An 18,692-nucleotide genomic window follows, 5' to 3' on the forward strand; every position below is an offset into this window, starting at 1 on the left:
ATTGAGAGCCCCAATCGGGGCCCACATTAAATGGAGCGGAAGTCTATCAGCGCCGGCTTAATCAGCCGTTGACTCTAATAAACACAGGTTCAGAGCCGAACGTCGGCCATCGCGCCCTTATTGGACGCGACGACGCAGGTAATTCAGCAGGTCGATCCGGGTAATCAGCCCCAGGAAGCTGCCACCATCCATGATGATGGCCACCTGGCCGCGGTCGAACACCGGCAGAAGGGCTTCGATCGGCGATTTCACGTCCAGCCGGTCCAGCTTGCTGACCATGGCGGTGGAGACCTTGTCGCGGAACCGCGACTCGTCCCCATACACATGCAGCAGGACGTCGCTCTCGTCGACGATGCCGACCAGCTGGTCGCCATCCATCACCGGCAGCTGCGACACGTCATACAGCTTCATGCGCTGGTAAGCGGTGGTCAGCAGGTCGTTCGGGCCGATCACCACGGTGTCGCGCTGGCCGTACGGGCGCAGGATCAGGTCGCGCAGGTCGCCGGTCTGCGGGCGCTCCAGGAAGCCGTTGTCCAGCATCCAGTAGTCGTTGTACATCTTGGAGAGGTACTTGTTACCGGTGTCGCAGACCAGCACCAGCACCTTCTTGGGGGTGGTCTGCTCCTTGCAGTACTTCAGCGCGGCCGCCAGCAGGGTGCCGGTGGAAGAGCCGCCGAGCACGCCTTCCTTGCCCAGCAGCTCGCGCGCGGTGTGGAAACTTTCGGCGTCGGTGATGGCATAGGCCTTGGTGACCCGGCTGAAATCGGCGATCGAGGGCAGGAAGTCCTCGCCGATGCCTTCCACCAGCCAGCTGCCCGACTTGTCGTTGAGCACGCCGTCATTGATGTATTCGGCCAGGATCGAGCCGACCGGGTCGGCCAGCACCAGCTCGGTCTTCGGCGACAGGGTGGAGAAGGCGCGCGACAGGCCGGTCATGGTGCCAGAGCTGCCGCAGCCGAACACGATGGCATCCAGGTCGCCGTCCATCTGTTCCAGGATTTCCGGGCCGGTGCCGAATTCGTGCGCGGCCGGGTTGTCCGGGTTGCCGAACTGGTTGATGAAGTACGCGCCGGGGGTTTCCTCGGCCACGCGCTTGGCCATGTCCTGGTAGTACTCGGGGTGGCCCTTGGCCACGTCCGAACGGGTCAGCCGTACTTCGGCGCCCATCGCCTTGAGGTTGAAGATCTTCTCGCGGCTCATTTTGTCCGGTACGACCAGGATGAGCTTGTAACCCTTCTGCTGGGCGACCAGGGCCAGGCCCAGGCCGGTATTGCCCGCAGTGCCCTCCACCAGCGTCGCACCCGGCTTGAGATCGCCGCGCTGTTCCGCCGCCTCGATCATCGACAGGCCGATGCGGTCCTTGATGGATCCCCCGGGATTGGCGCTTTCGAGCTTCAGGTACAGCTCGCAGACACCGGTGTCCAGGCGCTGGGCCTTGACGATCGGGGTCTTGCCAATGAGGTCGAGTACGGAGGAGTGGATTGCCATCGGGTCACATCGATTCGCGCCGCAGGGCGGCCGGACCCCCGATTATCCGACAGATGGTAGAGACACGCCATGCGTGCCTGGCCCCGAAAGAGCGACGCGGACGGCGCCCGTCGACGAGGAGACGGACGCCGCCCGCGGCGTTTGGCGGTGCCGGCGCTGGGCCGGCAGGTTCAGCGGCAGGTGCCGGGCGTGGGCCGGCACGATCAGGCCTTAGTGCACGGGGGAGGAAGACTCGTACATACGCAGCAGACGCTGCTTGGTGAGAAGCTTCTCACGCTTCAACTGGCCCAGAGTGAGGTCGCCTACCGGATTCACGCCCAACGCGGCATCCATACACTTCTTGTTCAACTTCTGGTGCCGTTCGTAAAGCTCTTTGAATTCCGGATCGCTCTTGCGGCGTGCGTCGATTTCACTCTGGGGCTGACCTTCAAACATGATGAACCTCCTATCGCGTCTACAGCACAAACAAGAACGCCCCGGCCGGTAAGGCACGGGGCGTTGCTTCGGGAGGAGCGCCGGCATCCACCGCGATCACGGCAGAACCCAGGCGCACGACCGGGGTTGCCCGGCCTGCAGACTGCTCTGGTTCGTGCCCTCGATGCATCGGCCCGGCCCTCCAATCGTCCGGGTCGCGGAAGGCCACCCGGACAATCGACCCTACGCCTGCCAAAGGGCCGGTTCAAGGGTTTCGTTTGAAATCGCCGGCGCGCGCCAGTCGGGGTTCAGGCTGAACGCGCAGTTCAACGAAATTTAAACAAAAACATAGGGTTGCGTCGGTTTTGGCCCATGTCACGACCACCGGTCGTGACCTCCCGGGAATGTCGACGATCGGGCCCTTTTACGGCGCGATAATGACCTCGGCCGACCGCGCCTTGGTGGCCGCCGCCTTCTTGCCGCTGACCTGCAGGCGGCTGGCGCTGACGCCGGCCCCCACCAGGGCATCGCGCAGGGCTTCGGCACGCTGCTGCCCTACCCCGGCGGCGGCATCGTAGGCCTCGATCCGGACCCGGCCCTTCTTGCCGATGTTGAGGTACTCGGCCAGCGCCTTGGCCTGGCCCTTGGCCCCGCCCGAGAGCGCGCCCTTGCCGCTGGCAAAGGCATCGCCGGCGAAGGTGAACACCTCGCCGCGGCTGTCGAACTTCGACCCCGGCAGCTTGTTGCCCGAGACCAGCTCGGCTTCTTCGCGGGCCAGCTTGGCCGCGTTCTGCTGGGCCGCGCTCAGCCGCGCGGTCTGCTTGCCGGCCACGCTGGTCAGCGCGGTTTCGGCGTCCTGGCGGGCCAGCGCCTCGGTCTCGGCGGCCAGGCGCAGGCGTTCGGACTCCTCGGCCTGGATCTGGGCCTGCACGCGCAGCCGCTCGCTTTCCTGGCGGGCACGCTGGGCATCGCGGCGGCTGGCTTCGATCAGCAGGTCGCTGCGGGTGCGCTCGAGGGTGGCCACTTCGCGCTTGGCCAGGGCGGCGCGCACGCTGGTTTCGGCGATTTCGACCCGACGGTCGGCCAGGTAGCGGGCCTGGTCGAGGTCGCGGCGCTTGGCATTGGCCAGCGCGGCGATGGCCTGCTGGGCCTGCAGGCGCTCATAGGCGGCCAGCTCGGACGCATCCGGGTTGGCCTGGATGGCCATCAGGCGCTGGGTGAGCTGGGCCACGGCCGGGTCTTCGGCGGCGCCGGCCAGCGGCGACAGGGCCAGGCCGATGGCCAGCAGCAGGGGCGGGATGCGCAGGGCAGCGACTTTCATCGGCGGTCCTCCCCGGCGAGCTGGCGTTCGAGCTGGGTCACCTCGTTGCGGCGCAGCTGCAGCTGGGCCGTGGCGGTGGCCTCCTCGCTGCGGGCGCGGGCCAGGTCGGCATCGGCGGTGGCGCGCACGGCCAGGGTCGGGGCGTTCTTGCGCTCGCGGCGGTCGCCCGCTGCGGCCTGGGCCTGTTCCAGGCCCTGGCGTGCAATGGCGATCAGGTCCGGGGCGTACTGGTCGGCGTCGGCCTGGGTGGCTTTGTCCACGGCCTGGCGGGCCTGCATGAGCTCGAGCGCGCCGTCCTGGGCCAGGGCCGTCCCGGCCAGTGCGAATGCGCACGCCATCACGCAACTCGTCAAAACTACATACGGGGTACGCCGCATTTGTGCGAAGCTAGGATTCATTGGGGGTGCCGTTCGCCTGAAGTAGGTGCGCGGCCATTGTCGGAAGCCTGCGGCGTGCTTGCAATGGCATGTCGCCGATTGTTGGGGAAACATTTCGCATGGATATCGGCTATTTCCTGAAGCTGATGACCGAAAAGAACGCTTCGGACATGTTCTTGACCACCGGCGCCCCGGTGTACATCAAGATCGAGGGCAAGCTGTACCCGCTGGGCAATACCGGGCTGCCGCCCGGGATGGTCAAGAAAATCGCCTATTCGCTGATGGACGAGGGCCAGGTGCCCCAGTTCGAACGCGACCTTGAGCTCAACATGGCCATCGCCCTGCCGGATGCAGGACGCTTCCGCGTCAACGTGTTCAAGCAGCGCGGCGAGGTCGGCATGGTGATCCGTGCCATCCGCAGCAAGATTCCCAGCATCGAAGAGCTCAACCTGCCCCAGGTCCTCAAGGACGTCATCATGACCCCGCGCGGGCTGGTGCTGGTGGTGGGCTCGACCGGCTCGGGCAAGTCGACCTCCCTGGCGTCGATGATCGACCACCGCAACAGCACCACGACCGGGCACATCCTCACCATCGAGGACCCGATCGAGTACCTGCACAAGCACAAGATGTCGATCGTCAACCAGCGAGAGGTCGGGCTGGATACCCATGCCTTCCACAACGCGCTGAAGAACGCGATGCGCGAAGCGCCGGACGTAATCCTGATCGGCGAAATCCTCGATTCGGAAACGATGGAGGCGGCCATCGCCTTCGCCGAAACCGGTCACCTGTGCCTGGCCACGCTGCACTCCAACAACGCCGACCAGACCATCGAGCGCATCCTCAACTTCTTCCCCGAGAGCGCGCACCGCAACGTGCTGATGAACCTCTCGCTGAACCTGCGCGCGGTGATTTCCCAGCGCCTGGTCAAGGGCCAGGATGGGCGCCGCCTGCCGGCCACCGAAGTGTTGATCAACACGCCGATGATCCGCGACCTGCTGCGCCGCGGCCAGGTGCACGAGATCAAGCCGGCGATGGAAGCCTCGCTGGAAGAAGGCATGGAAAGTTTCGACCAGTGCCTGTTCCGCATGGCCAAGGGCGGCATCATCGAGCAGGAAGAAGCGCTGCGTGCGGCCGATTCGCGCGATGGCCTGGCCCTGAAGTTCCGCCTGTCCGAAGGCGGTAGCGGCGAGCATGACCCGTACGCGGATTACTCGGCGGCGACCCCGGCGGCGATCACGCACGGCTTCTGACGGAATCGGCGCCCGGCAACGGGCGCCATGCGGTTTGGAACCGCCTGGGCCGGCCAACGGCCGGCGCTACCGGTATCCGAAGCCTTCGGTCGATTGATCCCGATCCCAATGGGCTCGTAACGGTTCGTAGCCCCGGCCGTTGGCCGGAAACCGCGCGCAGCGCGGCACAAGCGTCCGAACGCGGCACGGTTACCCATTGCGGCCAACCACCCGACGTTTAACGGCGCCGAAGCCGCCCATCACCCCGCGCAATCCACCTGGTTTTCAGGCCGCGCCGCATCGAATGCCGGCAAGGCCAGGCACGCCTCGTCGATCCGCACCAGGGTCGGGTACGGACCCAGATCCACGTTGAAGCGGCGGGCGTTGAACAGCTGCGGCACCAGGCAGCAATCGGCCAGGGTCGGTGTGTCGCCGTGGCAGAAGCGCCCGGTGTCCACCGACTCGACCAGCAGCCGTTCCATCGCATCGAAGCCAACCTGCATCCAGTGCCGGGTCCAGTCCTCACGCTCGGTCTGCGGCACGTTCCAGGTATCGCTGAAGAACTGCATCACGCGCAGGTTGTTGAGCGGGTGCAGGTCGCATGCCACCAGCTGTGCCAGTGCACGCACGCGGGCGCGGCCCGGGGCATCGTCGGGCAGCAGCGGCGGTTCCGGAAACACCTCGTCGAGGTATTCCAGGATCGCCATCGACTGGTGCAGCACCAGGTCCCCATGCACCAGGGTAGGCACCAGCTCCTGCGGGTTGAGCGCAGCGTACCCTTCGCTGTGCTGCTGGCCGCCGTCGCGGACCAGGTGCACCGGGGTGATCTGGTGTTCCAGGCCCTTGAGGTTCAGACCGATGCGCACGCGGTAGGCCGCGCTGGAGCGCCAGTAGCTGAACAACTCGATGCGGTCGGCCGGGGTGTTCAGGGCCGTGCCGCCTGTTCGATGCGCTGTTCGATGGCGCCGAAGATGCTCTCGCCGGCGGCGTCGAACATTTCAATGCGGACCACGTCGCCGAACGACATGAACGGCGTGCTCGGCTTGCCGTCGCGCAGGGTTTCCACGGTGCGCTGCTCGGCAAAGCAGGAGGCCCCCTTGCTGGTGTCCTCGTTGGCGATGGTGCCCGAGCCGACGATGGCACCGGCGCCCAGCGGGCGGGTCTTGGCCGCGTGCGCGACCAGCTGGGCGAAGTTGAACTGCATGTCCACGCCCGCTTCCGGCGCGCCGAACCAGGCGCCGTTGACGTGGGTGACCAGCGGCAGGTGCACCTTGCTGTCCTGCCAGGCCTCGCCCAGCTCGTCGGGGGTGACGAACACCGGCGACAGCGCCGAGCGCGGCTTGGACTGCAGGAAGCCGAAGCCCTTGGCCAGCTCGCCGGGGATCAGGTTGCGCAGCGAGACGTCGTTGACCAGGCCGACCAGCTGGATATGGCCGGCGGCCTGCTCGGCGGTGACCGCCATCGGCACGTCATCGGTGATGACCACCAGTTCGGCTTCCAGGTCGATGCCGTACTCCTCGCTGATCACCTTCACGGTATCGCGCGGGCCATGGAACCCGGCGCTGGTGGCCTGGTACATCAACGGATCGGTGTAGAAGCTTTCCGGCACTTCGGCGCCACGGGCGCGGCGCACGCGCTCCACATGCGGCAGGTAGGCGCTGCCATCGACGAATTCATAGGCGCGCGGCAGCGGCGCGGCCAGTGCCTGCAGGTCGATGTCGAACACCCCATCGGCGCTGCCGTCATTGAGCGACTCGTACAGGGCGTTCAGGCGCGGCGCCAGGTGGCTCCAGTCTTCCAAGGCCTGCTGCAGCGTGGCGGCGATCCCGGTGGCGCGCACACCATGGCGCAGGTCGCGCGAGACCACGATCAGGGTGCCGTCGCGGCCGCCTTCCTTCAAAGAACCAAGCTTCATGGGTGGAATATCCGGGATCGCAGGAAATAGGTTTCGAGTGTAACCAAATGCGCGGTCATGCCAAGTCGCAGTGCCGCAGAAGGAACATAAACCATCCGAATGCTGCTGATGTGGTCGCTCGCCAAGGTCGTCCGGCTGGGGCCGGCCGCTACGAATTGCTACGGGCGCCGGGGAGGCATGGATACGTCGGGAGTCGCTTGTTCAACCTGAACGGGGGATTTGGCCTTGTTCGCGCGGTTCCGCTACACTGTCGGGGTCTGCAGCGGCCGTCCGTTTCCCTTCGGGATCGCCGGCGATCGGGATTTCCGTCCCTCGCCCGCCCCCACTCCGACGCCATTCGTCATGCATTCCAGTCTGCGCACCGCGCCGGCTGCACCCAATTCTCGCAGCGCGGTTCACGGGAACGCTCCGAGTCAGCCGATCAACTCGATCTGCCTTGCGTCCGGCCATTCGGCCTGGCGTTACTTCGTCTTTGGAGCTTCCACCCGATGTCTTTTGAAAACCTGGGCCTTGCCCCGTTCCTGCTGCGCGCGTTGTCCGAGCAGGGCTATGAAAACCCCACCCCGATCCAGGAGCAGGCGATCCCGCTGGCCCTGGAAGGCCGCGACCTGCTGGCCGGCGCACAGACCGGTACCGGCAAGACCGCCGCGTTCGGCCTGCCGCTGCTGCAGCACCTGGGCACCAACCCGCAGGCCGTGAACGGCCCGCGCAAGCCGCGTGCGCTGGTGCTGGCCCCGACCCGGGAACTGGCTACCCAGGTGCATGACAGCCTGCGCGGCTACAGCAAGTACCTGCGCATTCCCAGCGCCTGCATCTACGGCGGCGTCGGCATGGGCAACCAGTTCGACGTGCTGCGCCGTGGCGTGGACCTGCTGGTGGCCTGCCCGGGCCGCCTGATCGACCACCTGGAGCGTCGCAGCGTCGACCTGTCGGGCATCGAGATCCTGGTGCTGGACGAAGCCGACCGCATGCTGGACATGGGTTTCCTGCCGTCGATCAAGAAGATCCTGGCCAAGCTGCCGCGCCAGAACCGCCAGACCCTGCTGTTCTCGGCGACCTTCGAAGAGAGCATCAAGCAGCTGGCCCTGGAGTTCATGCGCGATCCGGCGCAGATCCAGGTCACCCCGAAGAACACGGTCGCCGAATCCATCAAGCACTGCGTGCACCCGGTTGACGGCCCGCGCAAGCGTGACCTGCTGCTGCACCTGCTGGCCCAGGACAGCCGCGAGCAGACCCTGGTGTTCGGCCGTACCAAGCACGGCTGCGACAAGCTGGCCACGTTCCTGGAGAAGTCCGGCATCAAGACCGCGGCGATCCACGGCAACAAGAGCCAGGGCCAGCGCCTGCGTGCGCTGGGCGACTTCAAGGCCGGCCGCGTGACCGTGCTGGTGGCCACCGACATCGCCGCGCGCGGTATCGACATCAACGAGCTGCCGAAGGTCATCAACTACGACCTGCCGATGGTGCCGGAAGATTACGTGCACCGTATCGGCCGTACCGGCCGCAACGGCTCGACCGGCCAGGCGATCTCGCTGGTGGCCCAGGACGAAGCCAAGCTGCTGCGCCAGATCGTGCGCCTGCTGGACAAGGACATGGACATCCGCGACGTGCCCGGCTTCGAGCCGCAGACCCCGATCCGCTGGGGCAACAGCGCGCCGGGCAAGGCCGAAGTGCCGGGTGGCGATCGTTCGCCGCGCAAGCACGCGCGCCGTCCGCATGGCGAGGCCCCGCGCCACGCCCATGCCGGTGCCAAGACTGGCGGCGGCCAGCGTGACGGTGCCGGTCGCGGTGCAAGCCGTGGTGCCGGCAACGGTGCGCCGCGCGGTGGTGCGCCGACCGGCCAGCGCCGTGGCGGTGGTGGCGGCGGTCGCGGTCCGGGCGGCGGCAACCGCGCCGGCTGATCGTTTCGCCGGCTGCACAATGGAAAAGGGCGACGCATTGCGTCGCCCTTTTTTTTACCCGCGTGGCTTGGTCGGGTTGAGCAGGTTGCCGAAGAACACCGCGTTCAACAGCAGCCGCTCGGTGCCGTGCCAGTACTTGCGATGCGCCGGATCATCGGCGAACAGCACCACGTTGCCCTGCCCCTGCGGCGACACCAGCAGCCAGGCGCTGCCGGCCACGCGGCTGCGGTTGGCCTCGGACAGGTAGCCGTTCACCCGCGGTGACTCGTCAATGCGCACCACGGTCGAGAACGCATTGCGGCTGGGCTTGAAGCTGATCCCGTTTTCCTTGTTGATCGCCAGCTGGGTGCGCGGCAGCCCGAAGCCGAGCGGGTGGCTGGTGTCCACGTCGGCGCTGAGGATGTTGCCGCTCACCCGCTCGATGGCGGCGATGTCGCGCTGGTCGCCGAACGCGCGGCGCGCACCTTCGGGCTCCTTCTCTTCGGCACCCAGCACTTCATCGCTGAGCTTCTGCTCGATCGCCCACTTGGCCGCGCTGCCGTAGGTCACCAGCGAACCGCCGGCGTTGATCCAGCGCTTGAGCGCGGCCACCGCCGTGGCATCCACGCCGCTGTAGGTACCGCCGGACAGCACGATGGTGGTGTAACGGTCCAGGTTGACCTTGCCCAGCTGCGCCGGGTCCAGCTTGCTGGCCGGCAGCTGCACCTGCTGGTCGAGCAGGAACCACGCCGAACCGATCTCGGTGGCGCTCACGCCCTCGCCCATCACCAGCGCCACCGCCGGCCTGCGTAGCGATTTGACGCTGTCGCTGCCCAGGTCGATGCCGCTGCGGCTCTGTCCACTGGCCAGGGCGTGCACCTGCACGCCGCTGCTGCGCGCCGCTTCATCCACGGCAGCGAGCAGCGCGTCGCCCGCCAGCGTCTGCCCGGCCACCGGCACCACCACGCTGCCGCGCGCGAACGCCTGCTCACCCGACGCGGTGGCGGCGGTGAACGGCTGGAACGCGGCGCGGGTCAGCACGCCCTTGGCCTGCAGTGCGTACAGCGCGCGGCTGGCGTTGTAATCGCGCCAGTCGAACACGTAGGCATAGCCGGCCTGGCCACCACTCACCCCACCACGGGCGGCCTGCAGGCTAGTGATGCGCTCGCCGCCATCGACACGGCTGCGGCTGCCGGCGAACGCCACGCCGTAGGCCGGTGCGATGGCATAGGAGGTGCTGCCGTAGAACACGTCCCCCTTGATCGGCGGAGTCTCGGCGAAGATCGAATGCACCAGGCGGAACTGCGGCTGCGCGGTGGGCACCACGTAGGCACTGCCCGGCTCGAAGCGCTGGCCGTCCACGGTGACTTCCTTGCTCAACGCCTGCACGGTGATCTGGTGCTGCAGCAGCAGGTCAAGCAGGCGCCGGGTCAGGCCCGGGTCGTTGGCGTCGCCGAATACGAACGCCTTGACCGGCTGCTGGTTGGCCTGCTTCACGGCGGACTGGAAGAATTCCTTCTGCAGCTTCAGCAGCCCGTCGCGCTCGGTCACCGCGCCGCGTACGGTGCCCAGGCCGGTGGCGACCTGGTTGCGGATGGTGAACGGGAAAGTCAGCAGGCCATTGACCGATTCCTGCACGCGGCCACGCGAGCTGGCCTGTTCCACCGTGACGCCGACCGCACCATGGAAGTCCGGATAGGTCGAGCCGTACACCGGCGAGAAGTTGTCGAAATTCTCGCCGGTGTAGTACAGCGAGCCGAGCGCATCCAGTGCCTGCGCGTGGTACTTGGCCAAGGTCTTGTTGAACGCGTACGACGACGCCGGCAACAGCGGGCTGTGCATGCTCGCCGGCGACGGTTCGAAGTAGTAGGTGCTGTCCTTGCCCATTTCGTGGAAGTCGATCTGGACGTTGGGGTACCACTGGTGGAAGTAGGCGATCTTTGGCCGCGTGTCCTGCTGGGTCAGTGCGAGCCAGTCGCGATTGAGGTCGGTGAAGTAGTGGTTGGTGCGTCCCTGCGGGAAGGGCTCCACGTGCTCCTTGTCGGCCGGATCGGCCGATGCCGGCGACGAGGCATAGGCGTTGTGCCAGCTGGCCGCGCGGTCCCGGCCGTCCGGGTTCTGCGCCGGATCGAACAGCACTACCGCCTGCTGCAGCCACCTGGCCGTATCGGCACTGCGGTTGGCCACCAGGTAGTACGCGGTGAGCAGCGCGGCTTCGCCACTGGAGGTTTCATTGCCGTGCACGCTGTAGCCCAGCCACACCACCACCGGGCTGTTGCCGGCCGCCGACAGCGGCTGCGCCGGGTCGGCCAGGGTCACGTGCTGGCGGCGCAGGGTTTCCAGCTGTTGCTGGTTCTGCGCCGAGGTGACGGTGGCGATCAGCAACGGGCGGCCTTCATAGCTGCTGCCGATCTGCTCGACCTTGATCTTGTCCGAGTGTCTGGCCAGCTCGTTGAAGTAGGCCACCAGCTGGTCGTGCCGGGTGTAGCGGCTGCCGATCTCGTAGCCCAGGAACTGCTGCGGGGTGGGAATGGCCGGATCGAAATCGCCGCCCTGCGGGAAGAAATAGGCGCTCTGTGCGAACGCCGGCGCGGCCAGCAGCCACAGCGCTCCCACCACCCAGGTGATGGGACGCGACAAACCATGGAACAAGGACACAGCGAACCCCTCTTAGAAGCGGTAATCGAAGCCGACGGTGAAGTAGCGGCCGCGCAGGTCGTACTGGCTGAAGTCGTACGGCGCGCGGATGCCCGGGAACGAGGCGTCGTACGGCGGTTCCTCATCGGCCAGGTTCTGGATCTTCGCGTACAGGGTCAGCTTCTCCAGCCCGGTGTAGGCCAGGTACAGATCGAACTGGCTGTATGAATCCACCCGGTCCTGCACGGCCGTGGCCGCGGCACTGGCCTTCTGGTCGTAGCCGCTGGTGTAGTACCAGGTCAGCGCGGTGCGGAAATCGGCGTAGCTCCAGTCCAGCGTGGTGGTGGCCTTGTTCTTGGGCAGGGTGGCGCCGAGGTTGCTGCCGGCGTAATCCACCAGCGGGCCGCCGACCACGGTGGGGCGGCTGTAGTCGCGCACGTGGGTGAACGCGGTGGACAGCGAGAAGTCACCGGCCGCTTCGGTCGGGAAGCGCTGGCGCAGTTCCACGTCGAAGCCGGAGGTCTTGAGCTCGCTCAGGTTCTGGTAGCGATTGAACACCGCCAGCAGCTTGCCGCGCTCATCGCGGGTGACCGCGCCGGGCACATCGTTGGTGACCAGGGTCTGGGTGTTGTTGGTGCCGACCAGGTTTTCCAGTTCGATGCGGTAGTAGTCCACGCTCAGGCTGGTGTTGGACCACGGCGACAGCACCAGGCCCAGGTTGTAGCTCTTGGTCCGCTCCGGCTTCAGGTCGCTGTTGCCGACGGTGAAGAAGGTCGGGTTCTGTCGCGAGCCGGGCACGTCCGGGTCGCGCGGATCGATCACGCTGCCGTAGGCGATGCTGGTGCTGTTGGAGTTCTCCGACAGCGACGGCGCGCGGAAGCCCTTGGAGGCCGCGGCACGCACCAGCAGGATGTCGAACGGCTGCCAGCGCAGGCTCAGCTTGGGCGAGAATGCATCGCCGAAATCGCTGTAGTGGTCGGCACGCGCCGCGGCCTGAAGCTCCAGGCGCTCGGCCAGCGGCACATTCACTTCTGCGTAGGCGGCGGTGACCTTGCGCTCGCCGTGCACTTCGGCGATGGCCGGGCGGATCTGCAGGCCCGCATCGATCTGCCACGGGTTTTCGGAATCCAGCTTTTCGCGGCGCCATTCCAGGCCGGCGGCGAAGCCGATCGGGCCGGCCCAGGTGCTGCCCAGGCCGCCGGAGATCTTGGCGTCCACGCCCTGCAGCACGGACTCGGCCGGGCGCAGGGTGCTCAGGTTGATGCCATCGATCACCGACTGCGGGGTGGACGACGGATCGAGCAGGTTGTAGCTACCGGTGGCCAGTGCATCGGCCAGGGTCCAGCGGTTGGCAAAGCCGCCGGAGACGGTTTCGCGCTCGCTGCTGCGTGCGCCGAACGCGCCCACTTCCCAGTCCCAGTCCTGCAGGCTGCCGCGCAGGCCGAACACGCCGCGGTAAGCGGTGGAGCGGTTGGTCTTGATGGTCGGGCCGAGGTTGAAGAAGGTGTACTCGATCGGAATCGCGCGGCCGTACGGGTTGAACGGGCTGCTGGCCGGCAGGTTGGACGACACCGGCTCGGCCAGGCCGGTATCGGCGTTGAGCGCGAAGCGGCCGCTTTCCAGGGTGAAGAACGGGCTGCTGCCGAACCACGACACGCCCTTGATCTCGCTGTAGATCACTTCGCCGAACGCTTCCACGTTGTCGTTCACCTTGAAGGTGCCGTTGACGTAGGCCTGGTAGCGCTTGGTCGAGGGAATCAGCGTGGTGTACGGGGCGAGGTTGTAGCCGCAGGTGTTGCCGGGCAGGCCGTCGATCGGCGCGCTGGGCACCAGCGTGGTGTTGTCCGGGCACTGCCCGTCGGCGTCGAGCATGGGCACCGAGGTGCCGTTGACCAGGAAGCGCGCCCCCTTGGCCGACCAGCCGTTCCAGCGGCCACCGGGCTTGTCGGTGTAGATGCCGGACTTGGTGAGGTCGCGCTGGTCCTGGTCCAGGCGCTCGCGGTTATAGCCTTCCAGGCTGACCAGGATGTTGTAGCCATCGGCGTCGAGGTCACCGATGCCACCGATGAACTTCAGGTTCTGCTCGTCCAGCCCGCCCTGGTCGGCGGTGCCGACGCTGCCGCCCAGTTCGGCACCCTGGAAGTTCTGCCGGGTGATGATGTTGACCACGCCGGCCACGGCGTCGGAGCCGTATACGGCCGAGGCGCCGTCTTTCAGCACTTCGATGCGCTCCACCGCGACCATCGGCAGCGCGTTGAGGTTGACGAAGGTGTCGGAGAGGCCGCCGGCGGGGAAGCCGTAGTTGGCCAGGCGGCGGCCGTTGAGCAGCACCAGCGTGTTCTTCTGCGACAGGCCGCGCAGGCCGATGCCGGCCGAACCCGAGGCCCAGCCGTTGTTGGTGGTTTCGTTGTTGGCGTTGCCGGTGTTGGCCGAGATCGAGCGCAGCAGGTCGGCAACGGTGGCCTTGCCGGTGGCTTCGATTTCCTGGCGGCCGATCACCTGCACCGGGTTGGCGGTCTCGGTGTCGGTGCGCTTGATGTTGGAGCCGGTGACGCGCACCGCGGCCAGGGTGGTGCTTTCGCCGCTGGCGGAGGCGTCGGGGCTGGCATCGGGGCCAGCGGCGGCGTCGAGGGCAAACGCGGACAAAGGCGTAGCCAGGGCGGCGGAAAGGGCCGCCACAAGAAGGGTGTGCTTGGGCATGAACTCTATGGGGGTGGTGGACGACAAGTTCCGCAGTAGTCCATGCCAAGGGCTTAACGGGCCAATAACATCGCTTCATGCGGATATAACGAAAAGTAACATCTCTTCATCCGGATGGATATGTTTTTGTCGGATGGCCGTACAATGGGTCCATGGAAATCTTCAAAGTCTTTACCCTCGAAGCGGCCCACCACCTGCCCAACGTGCCGGCGGGCCACAAGTGCGCGCGCCTGCACGGCCACTCGTTCCGGGTGGAGCTGAAGGTCGAGGGCGAGCCGGGCGAACACACCGGCTGGATCATGGATTTCGGCGACGTCAAAGCGGCCTTCCAGCCGATCTACGACCGCCTGGACCACCATTACCTCAATGACATCCCCGGCCTGGAAAACCCGACCAGCGAACGCCTGGCGATCTGGATCTGGAACGAGCTCAAGCCCGCCCTGCCGGCGCTGAGCGAGGTGACGGTGCATGAGACCTGCACCTCCGGCTGCCGCTACCGGGGCTGAGCCCCAGTCCCAACCGGTTGTTTCTGAACGGATTCAACCTAATCCGGACCACTTCGGCAATGTATTGTTGCAATGCACCACGATCGGTGTATGCTGCATTGCATCAAACGGAATTTGCGTGGGTCCCTCCCCCCACGCAATCCCAAGACCCGACAGAACCCTCCCTCTGTCGGGTCTTTTTTTTTGGTTGGTTGATCCGGATCTACGGACGTCACGTAACAACCCGTAGCCCCGGCCGTTGGCCGGACACCGCGCGCAGCGCGGCCCAACCGTCCGAACTCCGTTACCCACCGATCCCATCCAACGCTCCGGCGTTTACACGTTCCGGAGCCGCGCGTCAGGCGTTCATGACCCCGGAACGAAGAGCAGCCGGCCAACGGCCGGGGCTACGAATTTTTACGGGCCCATTGGGATTGGGATCAATCGACCAGCGCATCCGGATGCATGATCGCGGTGGTTACCGCGCGAGCGGGCGCACGATCTGCACCAGGCTCAACAGCGTCTTGCCCGGCTCTTCCCACGGGACCATGTGCGCCGAATGTTCGAACCACACGCCCTGCTTGTACGGCGCCTGCAAGGTGTTCAACCAACGCTCGGTCGGCGCGGTGGGCGTGGTGTAGTCGTGGCGGCCCATGAACATCACCACCGGGATCGGGAAGCGGGTGATCGGGTTGAAATCCACCTTCAGCATCTGCGGCAGCAACGGCCCCAGCGACAGCACGCTGCCCTTGTCGATGTTGCAGCGGTCGGCGTCCGTGTAGTCGGGCGAGAGCCTGGCCGCGCCGAAGTAATACTTCGAGTCATCGCGGTAGGCCGTCAGCCCCCCGTAGTACTGCGGCCACGTGCGCGCGGTGATGATCCGCTCGCGCGTGATCGGCGTGTTGCCCGGGTACGGCGCGATCGCCTCCAGTTCGGCCACCGCCTTGGCGTTGCCGTGTGCCTTCGCCTGCGCCAGCCCGTAATCGAAACTGATCTTCTCGTTCTCCACCTGGTTGATGATCTGCCCGATCCCCACGTACGCGTGGAACAGGTCCGGCCGCTTCAACGCCGCCTGCATCGCCACGATCGTGCCCCAGCTGTGCGCCATCAAAATCACCTTGCGCTGGCCCAGGTGCGTGCGCAGGTGCTCGGCCACCTCGATGGCATCATCCACGTAACGTTCAATGGTCAGCGTCGGCGCGATCGCGTCCGGCGACGCCTCCGCGTAGGTCTTGCCTGCACCGCGCTGGTCCCAGTCCACCACCGTGAAGTACTCCTCCAGCGGTCGCTGGAACTGCCACACGCTCGGCGTCACCGGGCTGGCCGGGCCACCGTGCACGAACAGGATCACCGGGTTGGCCCGGTCCTCGCCGCGGATGGTGAGCCACTGTTTCACCCCGCCGATCGGCGTGGCGTACTGTTCCTGGATCCCGTTCGGCGTGGTGATCCGCTGCAGGTCGCGTACCACCGCGCGCGCCGGTTCCAGCGCCGAGGTGTCCGGGCAGGATTGGGCGAATGCAGACGGGGTGACGGACAGCAGCAGGGTCAAGCAGACGAGTGCGCGCATGAAACCTCCGGATGTGCGGGGCCTGTGGTGGGTTGATCCCAATCTACGGACGTTACGTAACAATTCGTAGCCCCGGCCGTTGGCCGGACACCGCGCGCAGCGCGGCCCAAGCATCCGGAGCACGGTATGCCGTCGCCGCGGCCCTGCATCCGGGTGTCAACCCAGAACGAAACCGTGTATCAGGCGCCATGAACGCCTGACGGCTTCTTCGGAACGTGTAAACGTCGGGATGATGGCCACGAGCAGTACGCAACCGGCTTCGGACGCTTGGGCCGCGCTGCGCGCGGTGTCCGGCCAACGGCCGGGGCTACGAATTGTTGCGTGCCCATTGGGATCGGGATTAACCAACCATGGGCCCGGAACCGTTACGGGCCCATTGGGATCTGGATCAATCAACCTTGGGCTCCGGATACATTGCCGGCAGACCCCCATGCACTGGGCAGCGAGAACACGAACAACGCCCCCTCGCGGCTGTCCAGCAGCTGGATCTCACGCTGGTGCAGCTGCAGGATGCGGTGCACGATCAGCAGGCCCAGCCCGCCGCTGTCCGGCCGCTGGCTGCCGAATGCCGGGGGCGTGTGGAACAGGTCCTCGCGCCGCGCCGCCGGAATGCCGGGGCCGGTGTCGGCCACGCTGACCTGCACCTCGCCCTGCGCCGCCTGCAGCGTCACCGTGATCCGGCCGCCTTCGGGCGTGTGCCGGATCGCATTGTCCAGCAGGTTGGTCAGCACCCGCTCGATCAGCGCCAGGTCCGCGTCCACCGCCGGCAGGCCAGGCGGAATGTCCGCCGCCAGCGTCTGCCGGCGCGCCTGCGCGGCCAGCTCGAATTTCTGGAAGACGTCCTGCACCAGGTCCGGCAGCGAGAACGCCTGGCGGTCCAGCACCACCCCGCCGTGTTCCAGCCGCGCCAGCTCGAACAGCGCCTGGGCCAGCCGGCCCACCTTGTGGCTCTGCGACAGCGCGATGCCCAGGTAGCGCTGGCGCTCTTCGGCGCTGAGCGTGGCGTCCTTCAGCGCCAGTGTTTCCAGGTAGCCGTGCAGCGACGACAACGGCGTGCGCAGGTCGTGCGAGATGTTGGCTACCAGCTCGCGCCGCTGCAGGTCCTGCTGGCGCAGCTGCTGCCACTGCTCGCCCAGGCGCTGGCCCATGTGCCCGAAGCTGTGCTGCAGGATCGCCAGCTCATCGCGCTCACCCGCGCGCAGCGGCGTGGGCGGCAACGCCTGCGCCGGCGCCGCCGCATCCACGTCGAACGACTGCACGCGCCGGGTCAGCTGGCGCAGCGGCCGGGTCACCCAGCGGAACGCCACCGCACCGGCCAGCAGCCCGATGCCGGCCACGATCGCCAGCGACCACAGCGTGGTGCGCAGCGTGGCATTGGCCGCGATGTTGGCCGCCAGCGCCTCGCGCTGTTCGCCCACCAGCACCACGTAGATGTAGCCGGCCTGGCGCCCCTGCACGAACAGCGGGGCGGCGTTGAACACCTTGCGCCCGCGCGCGCTGCGCGGGTCATCGCCGAGGATCGGCAGCGGCTCGTCGCGCAGCAGCGCCTGCACCGGCGCCAGGTCCACGCGGTCGCGCTTGAGGTGGCCGGTCGGTGCATCGTGGCCGAGGATGCGGCCCTGGTCGTCCAGCAGGTACACCTCCACGCTGGGGTTGACCGCCATCAGCTTGCCGAACAGCGCGCGCACCTCGCCGGTGCGCATGCCGCCACCGTCCATCAGCTCGCCGCTGCGCGCGATGTGCTCGGCCAGCCCGCGCGACAGCCGCTGTACGGTTTCCTGCTCGTGCAGGCTGGTGCTGCGCATCTGGATCGCCATCAGCGCGCCGCAGCACACCAGCAGCAGCGCGAAGAACGCCACCGACAACCGCTGCGACAACGACAACCGGATCATGCCGCTGCACCCTCGCTGCCATCGACCAGCTTGTAGCCCCGGCCCCACACCGTCTGGATGCGCTGCGGCGACGCCGGGTCGCGTTCGATCTTGTTGCGCAGCCGGTTGATGTGCGTGTTGACGGTGTGCTCGTAGCCATCGTGCTGGTAGCCCCACACCTGGTTGAGCAGGTCCATGCGCGAATACACCTGGCCGGGGTGGCGGGCAAAGAAGTACAGCAGGTCGAACTCGCGCGGGGTCAGCTCCAGCGCGCGCCCTTCCACCTGCGCGGTGCGCGCCACCGGGTCGATGCGCAGCCCGGCCACGGCCAGTTCACCGGCATCGATGCGCGCGTTCTGCGCCATCGCTTCCACCCGGCGCAGCAGCGCCTTGACCCGCGCCACCAGTTCCAGCATCGAAAATGGCTTGGCCAGGTAATCGTCCGCGCCCAGTTCCAGGCCCAGGATGCGGTGCACTTCGCTGGCGCGTGCGCTGGTGATGATGATCGGGGTGTAGCGCGCCATGCCGCGCGCGCGCCGGCAGATTTCCAGGCCATCCACGCCGGGCAGCATCAGGTCCAGGACCAGCGCCGACCACGGCTGCGCCTCCAGCAGGGCCAGGCCCTCGTCGCCGGTAGCGGCATGGGTGACCTCATAGCCCTCGTCGCGCAGGTGCATGCGCAGCAGGTTGGCGATGTGGACATCGTCTTCGACGATCAGGACGCGCTTGGCACTGCTCATTGGCACGGTAGCGGCAGCAGGAAGGTGAACGCATTGTGGCCAGATCCGGACCTGAATGTGTCACGGAA

General features: G+C 66.8%; 14 protein-coding genes. 3 read left to right on the forward strand and 11 right to left on the reverse strand.

What is annotated here, in order from left to right; all coding sequences use genetic code 11:
• Positions 1-117 precede the first annotated feature (117 nt).
• From SOM39_RS08950 to SOM39_RS08965, 4 genes are all read right to left on the reverse strand, one after another.
• Positions 118-1,488, reverse strand: a complete 1,371-nt coding sequence (locus SOM39_RS08950) for a pyridoxal-phosphate dependent enzyme (RefSeq protein WP_068849030.1) — start codon at positions 1,486-1,488, stop codon at positions 118-120.
• 210 nt (positions 1,489-1,698) lie between these two features.
• Entirely contained in the window at positions 1,699-1,923 is a 225-nt protein-coding gene (locus SOM39_RS08955) for a YdcH family protein (protein ID WP_068849028.1), read from the reverse strand.
• Between the two features lie 403 nt (positions 1,924-2,326).
• Positions 2,327-3,223 (reverse strand): hypothetical protein, encoded by an 897-nt coding sequence (locus SOM39_RS08960; protein WP_320458138.1) that lies wholly within the window; start codon positions 3,221-3,223, stop codon positions 2,327-2,329.
• Positions 3,220-3,621 (reverse strand): DUF4398 domain-containing protein, encoded by a 402-nt coding sequence (locus SOM39_RS08965; protein ID WP_320458139.1) that lies wholly within the window; start codon positions 3,619-3,621, stop codon positions 3,220-3,222. Before SOM39_RS08965 ends, SOM39_RS08960 begins: the two co-directional genes overlap by 4 nt.
• 98 nt (positions 3,622-3,719) lie before the next feature.
• Between SOM39_RS08965 and SOM39_RS08970 the strand changes: the two genes are divergently transcribed.
• The gene (locus SOM39_RS08970; RefSeq protein ID WP_068849022.1) at positions 3,720-4,850 is read left to right on the forward strand and encodes a PilT/PilU family type 4a pilus ATPase; all 1,131 of its coding nucleotides are present in this window, start codon (positions 3,720-3,722) and stop codon (positions 4,848-4,850) included.
• Between the two features lie 239 nt (positions 4,851-5,089).
• Here the strand turns inward: SOM39_RS08970 and maiA are convergent, their stop codons facing one another.
• Together maiA and SOM39_RS08980 are read right to left on the reverse strand one after the other, a co-directional pair.
• Positions 5,090-5,737, reverse strand: coding sequence for a maleylacetoacetate isomerase (gene maiA, locus SOM39_RS08975; protein ID WP_176472688.1), 648 nt, complete (start codon positions 5,735-5,737; stop codon positions 5,090-5,092).
• A gap of 17 nt (positions 5,738-5,754) precedes the next feature.
• Positions 5,755-6,744 carry a fumarylacetoacetate hydrolase family protein gene (locus tag SOM39_RS08980; protein ID WP_320458140.1) on the reverse strand — a complete coding sequence of 330 codons (990 nt, stop codon included), beginning with the start codon at positions 6,742-6,744 and terminating at the stop codon, positions 5,755-5,757.
• 488 nt (positions 6,745-7,232) lie between these two features.
• Here SOM39_RS08980 and SOM39_RS08985 point away from each other — a divergent pair, with 488 nt between their 5' ends.
• Positions 7,233-8,645: a DEAD/DEAH box helicase gene (locus SOM39_RS08985; RefSeq protein WP_093532896.1), complete on the forward strand. Its 1,413-nt coding sequence runs from the start codon at positions 7,233-7,235 to the stop codon at positions 8,643-8,645.
• A 54-nt stretch (positions 8,646-8,699) separates the two neighbouring features.
• On the opposite strand, the gene SOM39_RS08990 is transcribed toward SOM39_RS08985, so the two are convergent.
• Together SOM39_RS08990 and SOM39_RS08995 are read right to left on the reverse strand one after the other, a co-directional pair.
• Positions 8,700-11,264: a M14 family zinc carboxypeptidase gene (locus tag SOM39_RS08990; protein ID WP_320458141.1), complete on the reverse strand. Its 2,565-nt coding sequence runs from the start codon at positions 11,262-11,264 to the stop codon at positions 8,700-8,702.
• A 30-nt stretch (positions 11,265-11,294) separates the two neighbouring features.
• Complete coding sequence (locus tag SOM39_RS08995) at positions 11,295-13,961, reverse strand: TonB-dependent receptor (protein WP_320458142.1); 2,667 nt, start codon at positions 13,959-13,961, stop codon at positions 11,295-11,297.
• Positions 13,962-14,113: 152 nt separating this feature from the next.
• Here SOM39_RS08995 and queD point away from each other — a divergent pair, with 152 nt between their 5' ends.
• Entirely contained in the window at positions 14,114-14,467 is a 354-nt protein-coding gene (gene queD / locus SOM39_RS09000) for a 6-carboxytetrahydropterin synthase QueD (protein WP_068849013.1), read from the forward strand.
• Positions 14,468-14,924: 457 nt separating this feature from the next.
• Here the strand turns inward: queD and SOM39_RS09005 are convergent, their stop codons facing one another.
• The 3 genes from SOM39_RS09005 to SOM39_RS09015 all read right to left on the reverse strand — a co-directional run bounded on the left by SOM39_RS09005 (position 14,925) and on the right by SOM39_RS09015 (position 18,624).
• Complete coding sequence (locus SOM39_RS09005; RefSeq protein ID WP_320458143.1) at positions 14,925-16,013, reverse strand: alpha/beta hydrolase; 1,089 nt, start codon at positions 16,011-16,013, stop codon at positions 14,925-14,927.
• 392 nt (positions 16,014-16,405) lie between these two features.
• Positions 16,406-17,905 (reverse strand): sensor histidine kinase, encoded by a 1,500-nt coding sequence (locus tag SOM39_RS09010; protein ID WP_306989896.1) that lies wholly within the window; start codon positions 17,903-17,905, stop codon positions 16,406-16,408.
• On the reverse strand, positions 17,902-18,624 hold the full coding sequence (locus tag SOM39_RS09015; protein WP_184124568.1) for a response regulator transcription factor: 723 nt from the start codon (positions 18,622-18,624) through the stop codon (positions 17,902-17,904). The genes SOM39_RS09010 and SOM39_RS09015 overlap by 4 nt, the downstream gene beginning before the upstream one ends.
• Between the last annotated feature and the right edge of the window lie 68 nt (positions 18,625-18,692).

The organism is Stenotrophomonas sp. CFBP8994, from assembly GCF_034044835.1.
GTDB lineage: Bacteria > Pseudomonadota > Gammaproteobacteria > Xanthomonadales > Xanthomonadaceae > Stenotrophomonas > Stenotrophomonas rhizophila_A.

Bases quoted from the DNA above. Each gene is read 5' to 3' on its own strand.
- SOM39_RS08985 (WP_093532896.1), top strand. From the start codon at position 7,233: ATGTCTTTTGAAAACCTGGGCCTTGCCCCGTTCCTGCTGCGCGCGTTG.
- SOM39_RS08950 (WP_068849030.1), bottom strand. From the start codon at position 1,488: ATGGCAATCCACTCCTCCGTACTCGACCTCATTGGCAAGACCCCGATC.
- SOM39_RS09015 (WP_184124568.1), bottom strand. From the start codon at position 18,624: ATGAGCAGTGCCAAGCGCGTCCTGATCGTCGAAGACGATGTCCACATC.
- SOM39_RS08965 (WP_320458139.1), bottom strand. From the start codon at position 3,621: ATGAATCCTAGCTTCGCACAAATGCGGCGTACCCCGTATGTAGTTTTG.
- SOM39_RS08970 (WP_068849022.1), top strand. From the start codon at position 3,720: ATGGATATCGGCTATTTCCTGAAGCTGATGACCGAAAAGAACGCTTCG.
- SOM39_RS08980 (WP_320458140.1), bottom strand. From the start codon at position 6,744: ATGAAGCTTGGTTCTTTGAAGGAAGGCGGCCGCGACGGCACCCTGATC.
- queD (WP_068849013.1), top strand. From the start codon at position 14,114: ATGGAAATCTTCAAAGTCTTTACCCTCGAAGCGGCCCACCACCTGCCC.
- SOM39_RS09010 (WP_306989896.1), bottom strand. From the start codon at position 17,905: ATGATCCGGTTGTCGTTGTCGCAGCGGTTGTCGGTGGCGTTCTTCGCG.
- SOM39_RS08960 (WP_320458138.1), bottom strand. From the start codon at position 3,223: ATGAAAGTCGCTGCCCTGCGCATCCCGCCCCTGCTGCTGGCCATCGGC.
- SOM39_RS09005 (WP_320458143.1), bottom strand. From the start codon at position 16,013: ATGCGCGCACTCGTCTGCTTGACCCTGCTGCTGTCCGTCACCCCGTCT.
- SOM39_RS08955 (WP_068849028.1), bottom strand. From the start codon at position 1,923: ATGTTTGAAGGTCAGCCCCAGAGTGAAATCGACGCACGCCGCAAGAGC.
- SOM39_RS08995 (WP_320458142.1), bottom strand. From the start codon at position 13,961: ATGCCCAAGCACACCCTTCTTGTGGCGGCCCTTTCCGCCGCCCTGGCT.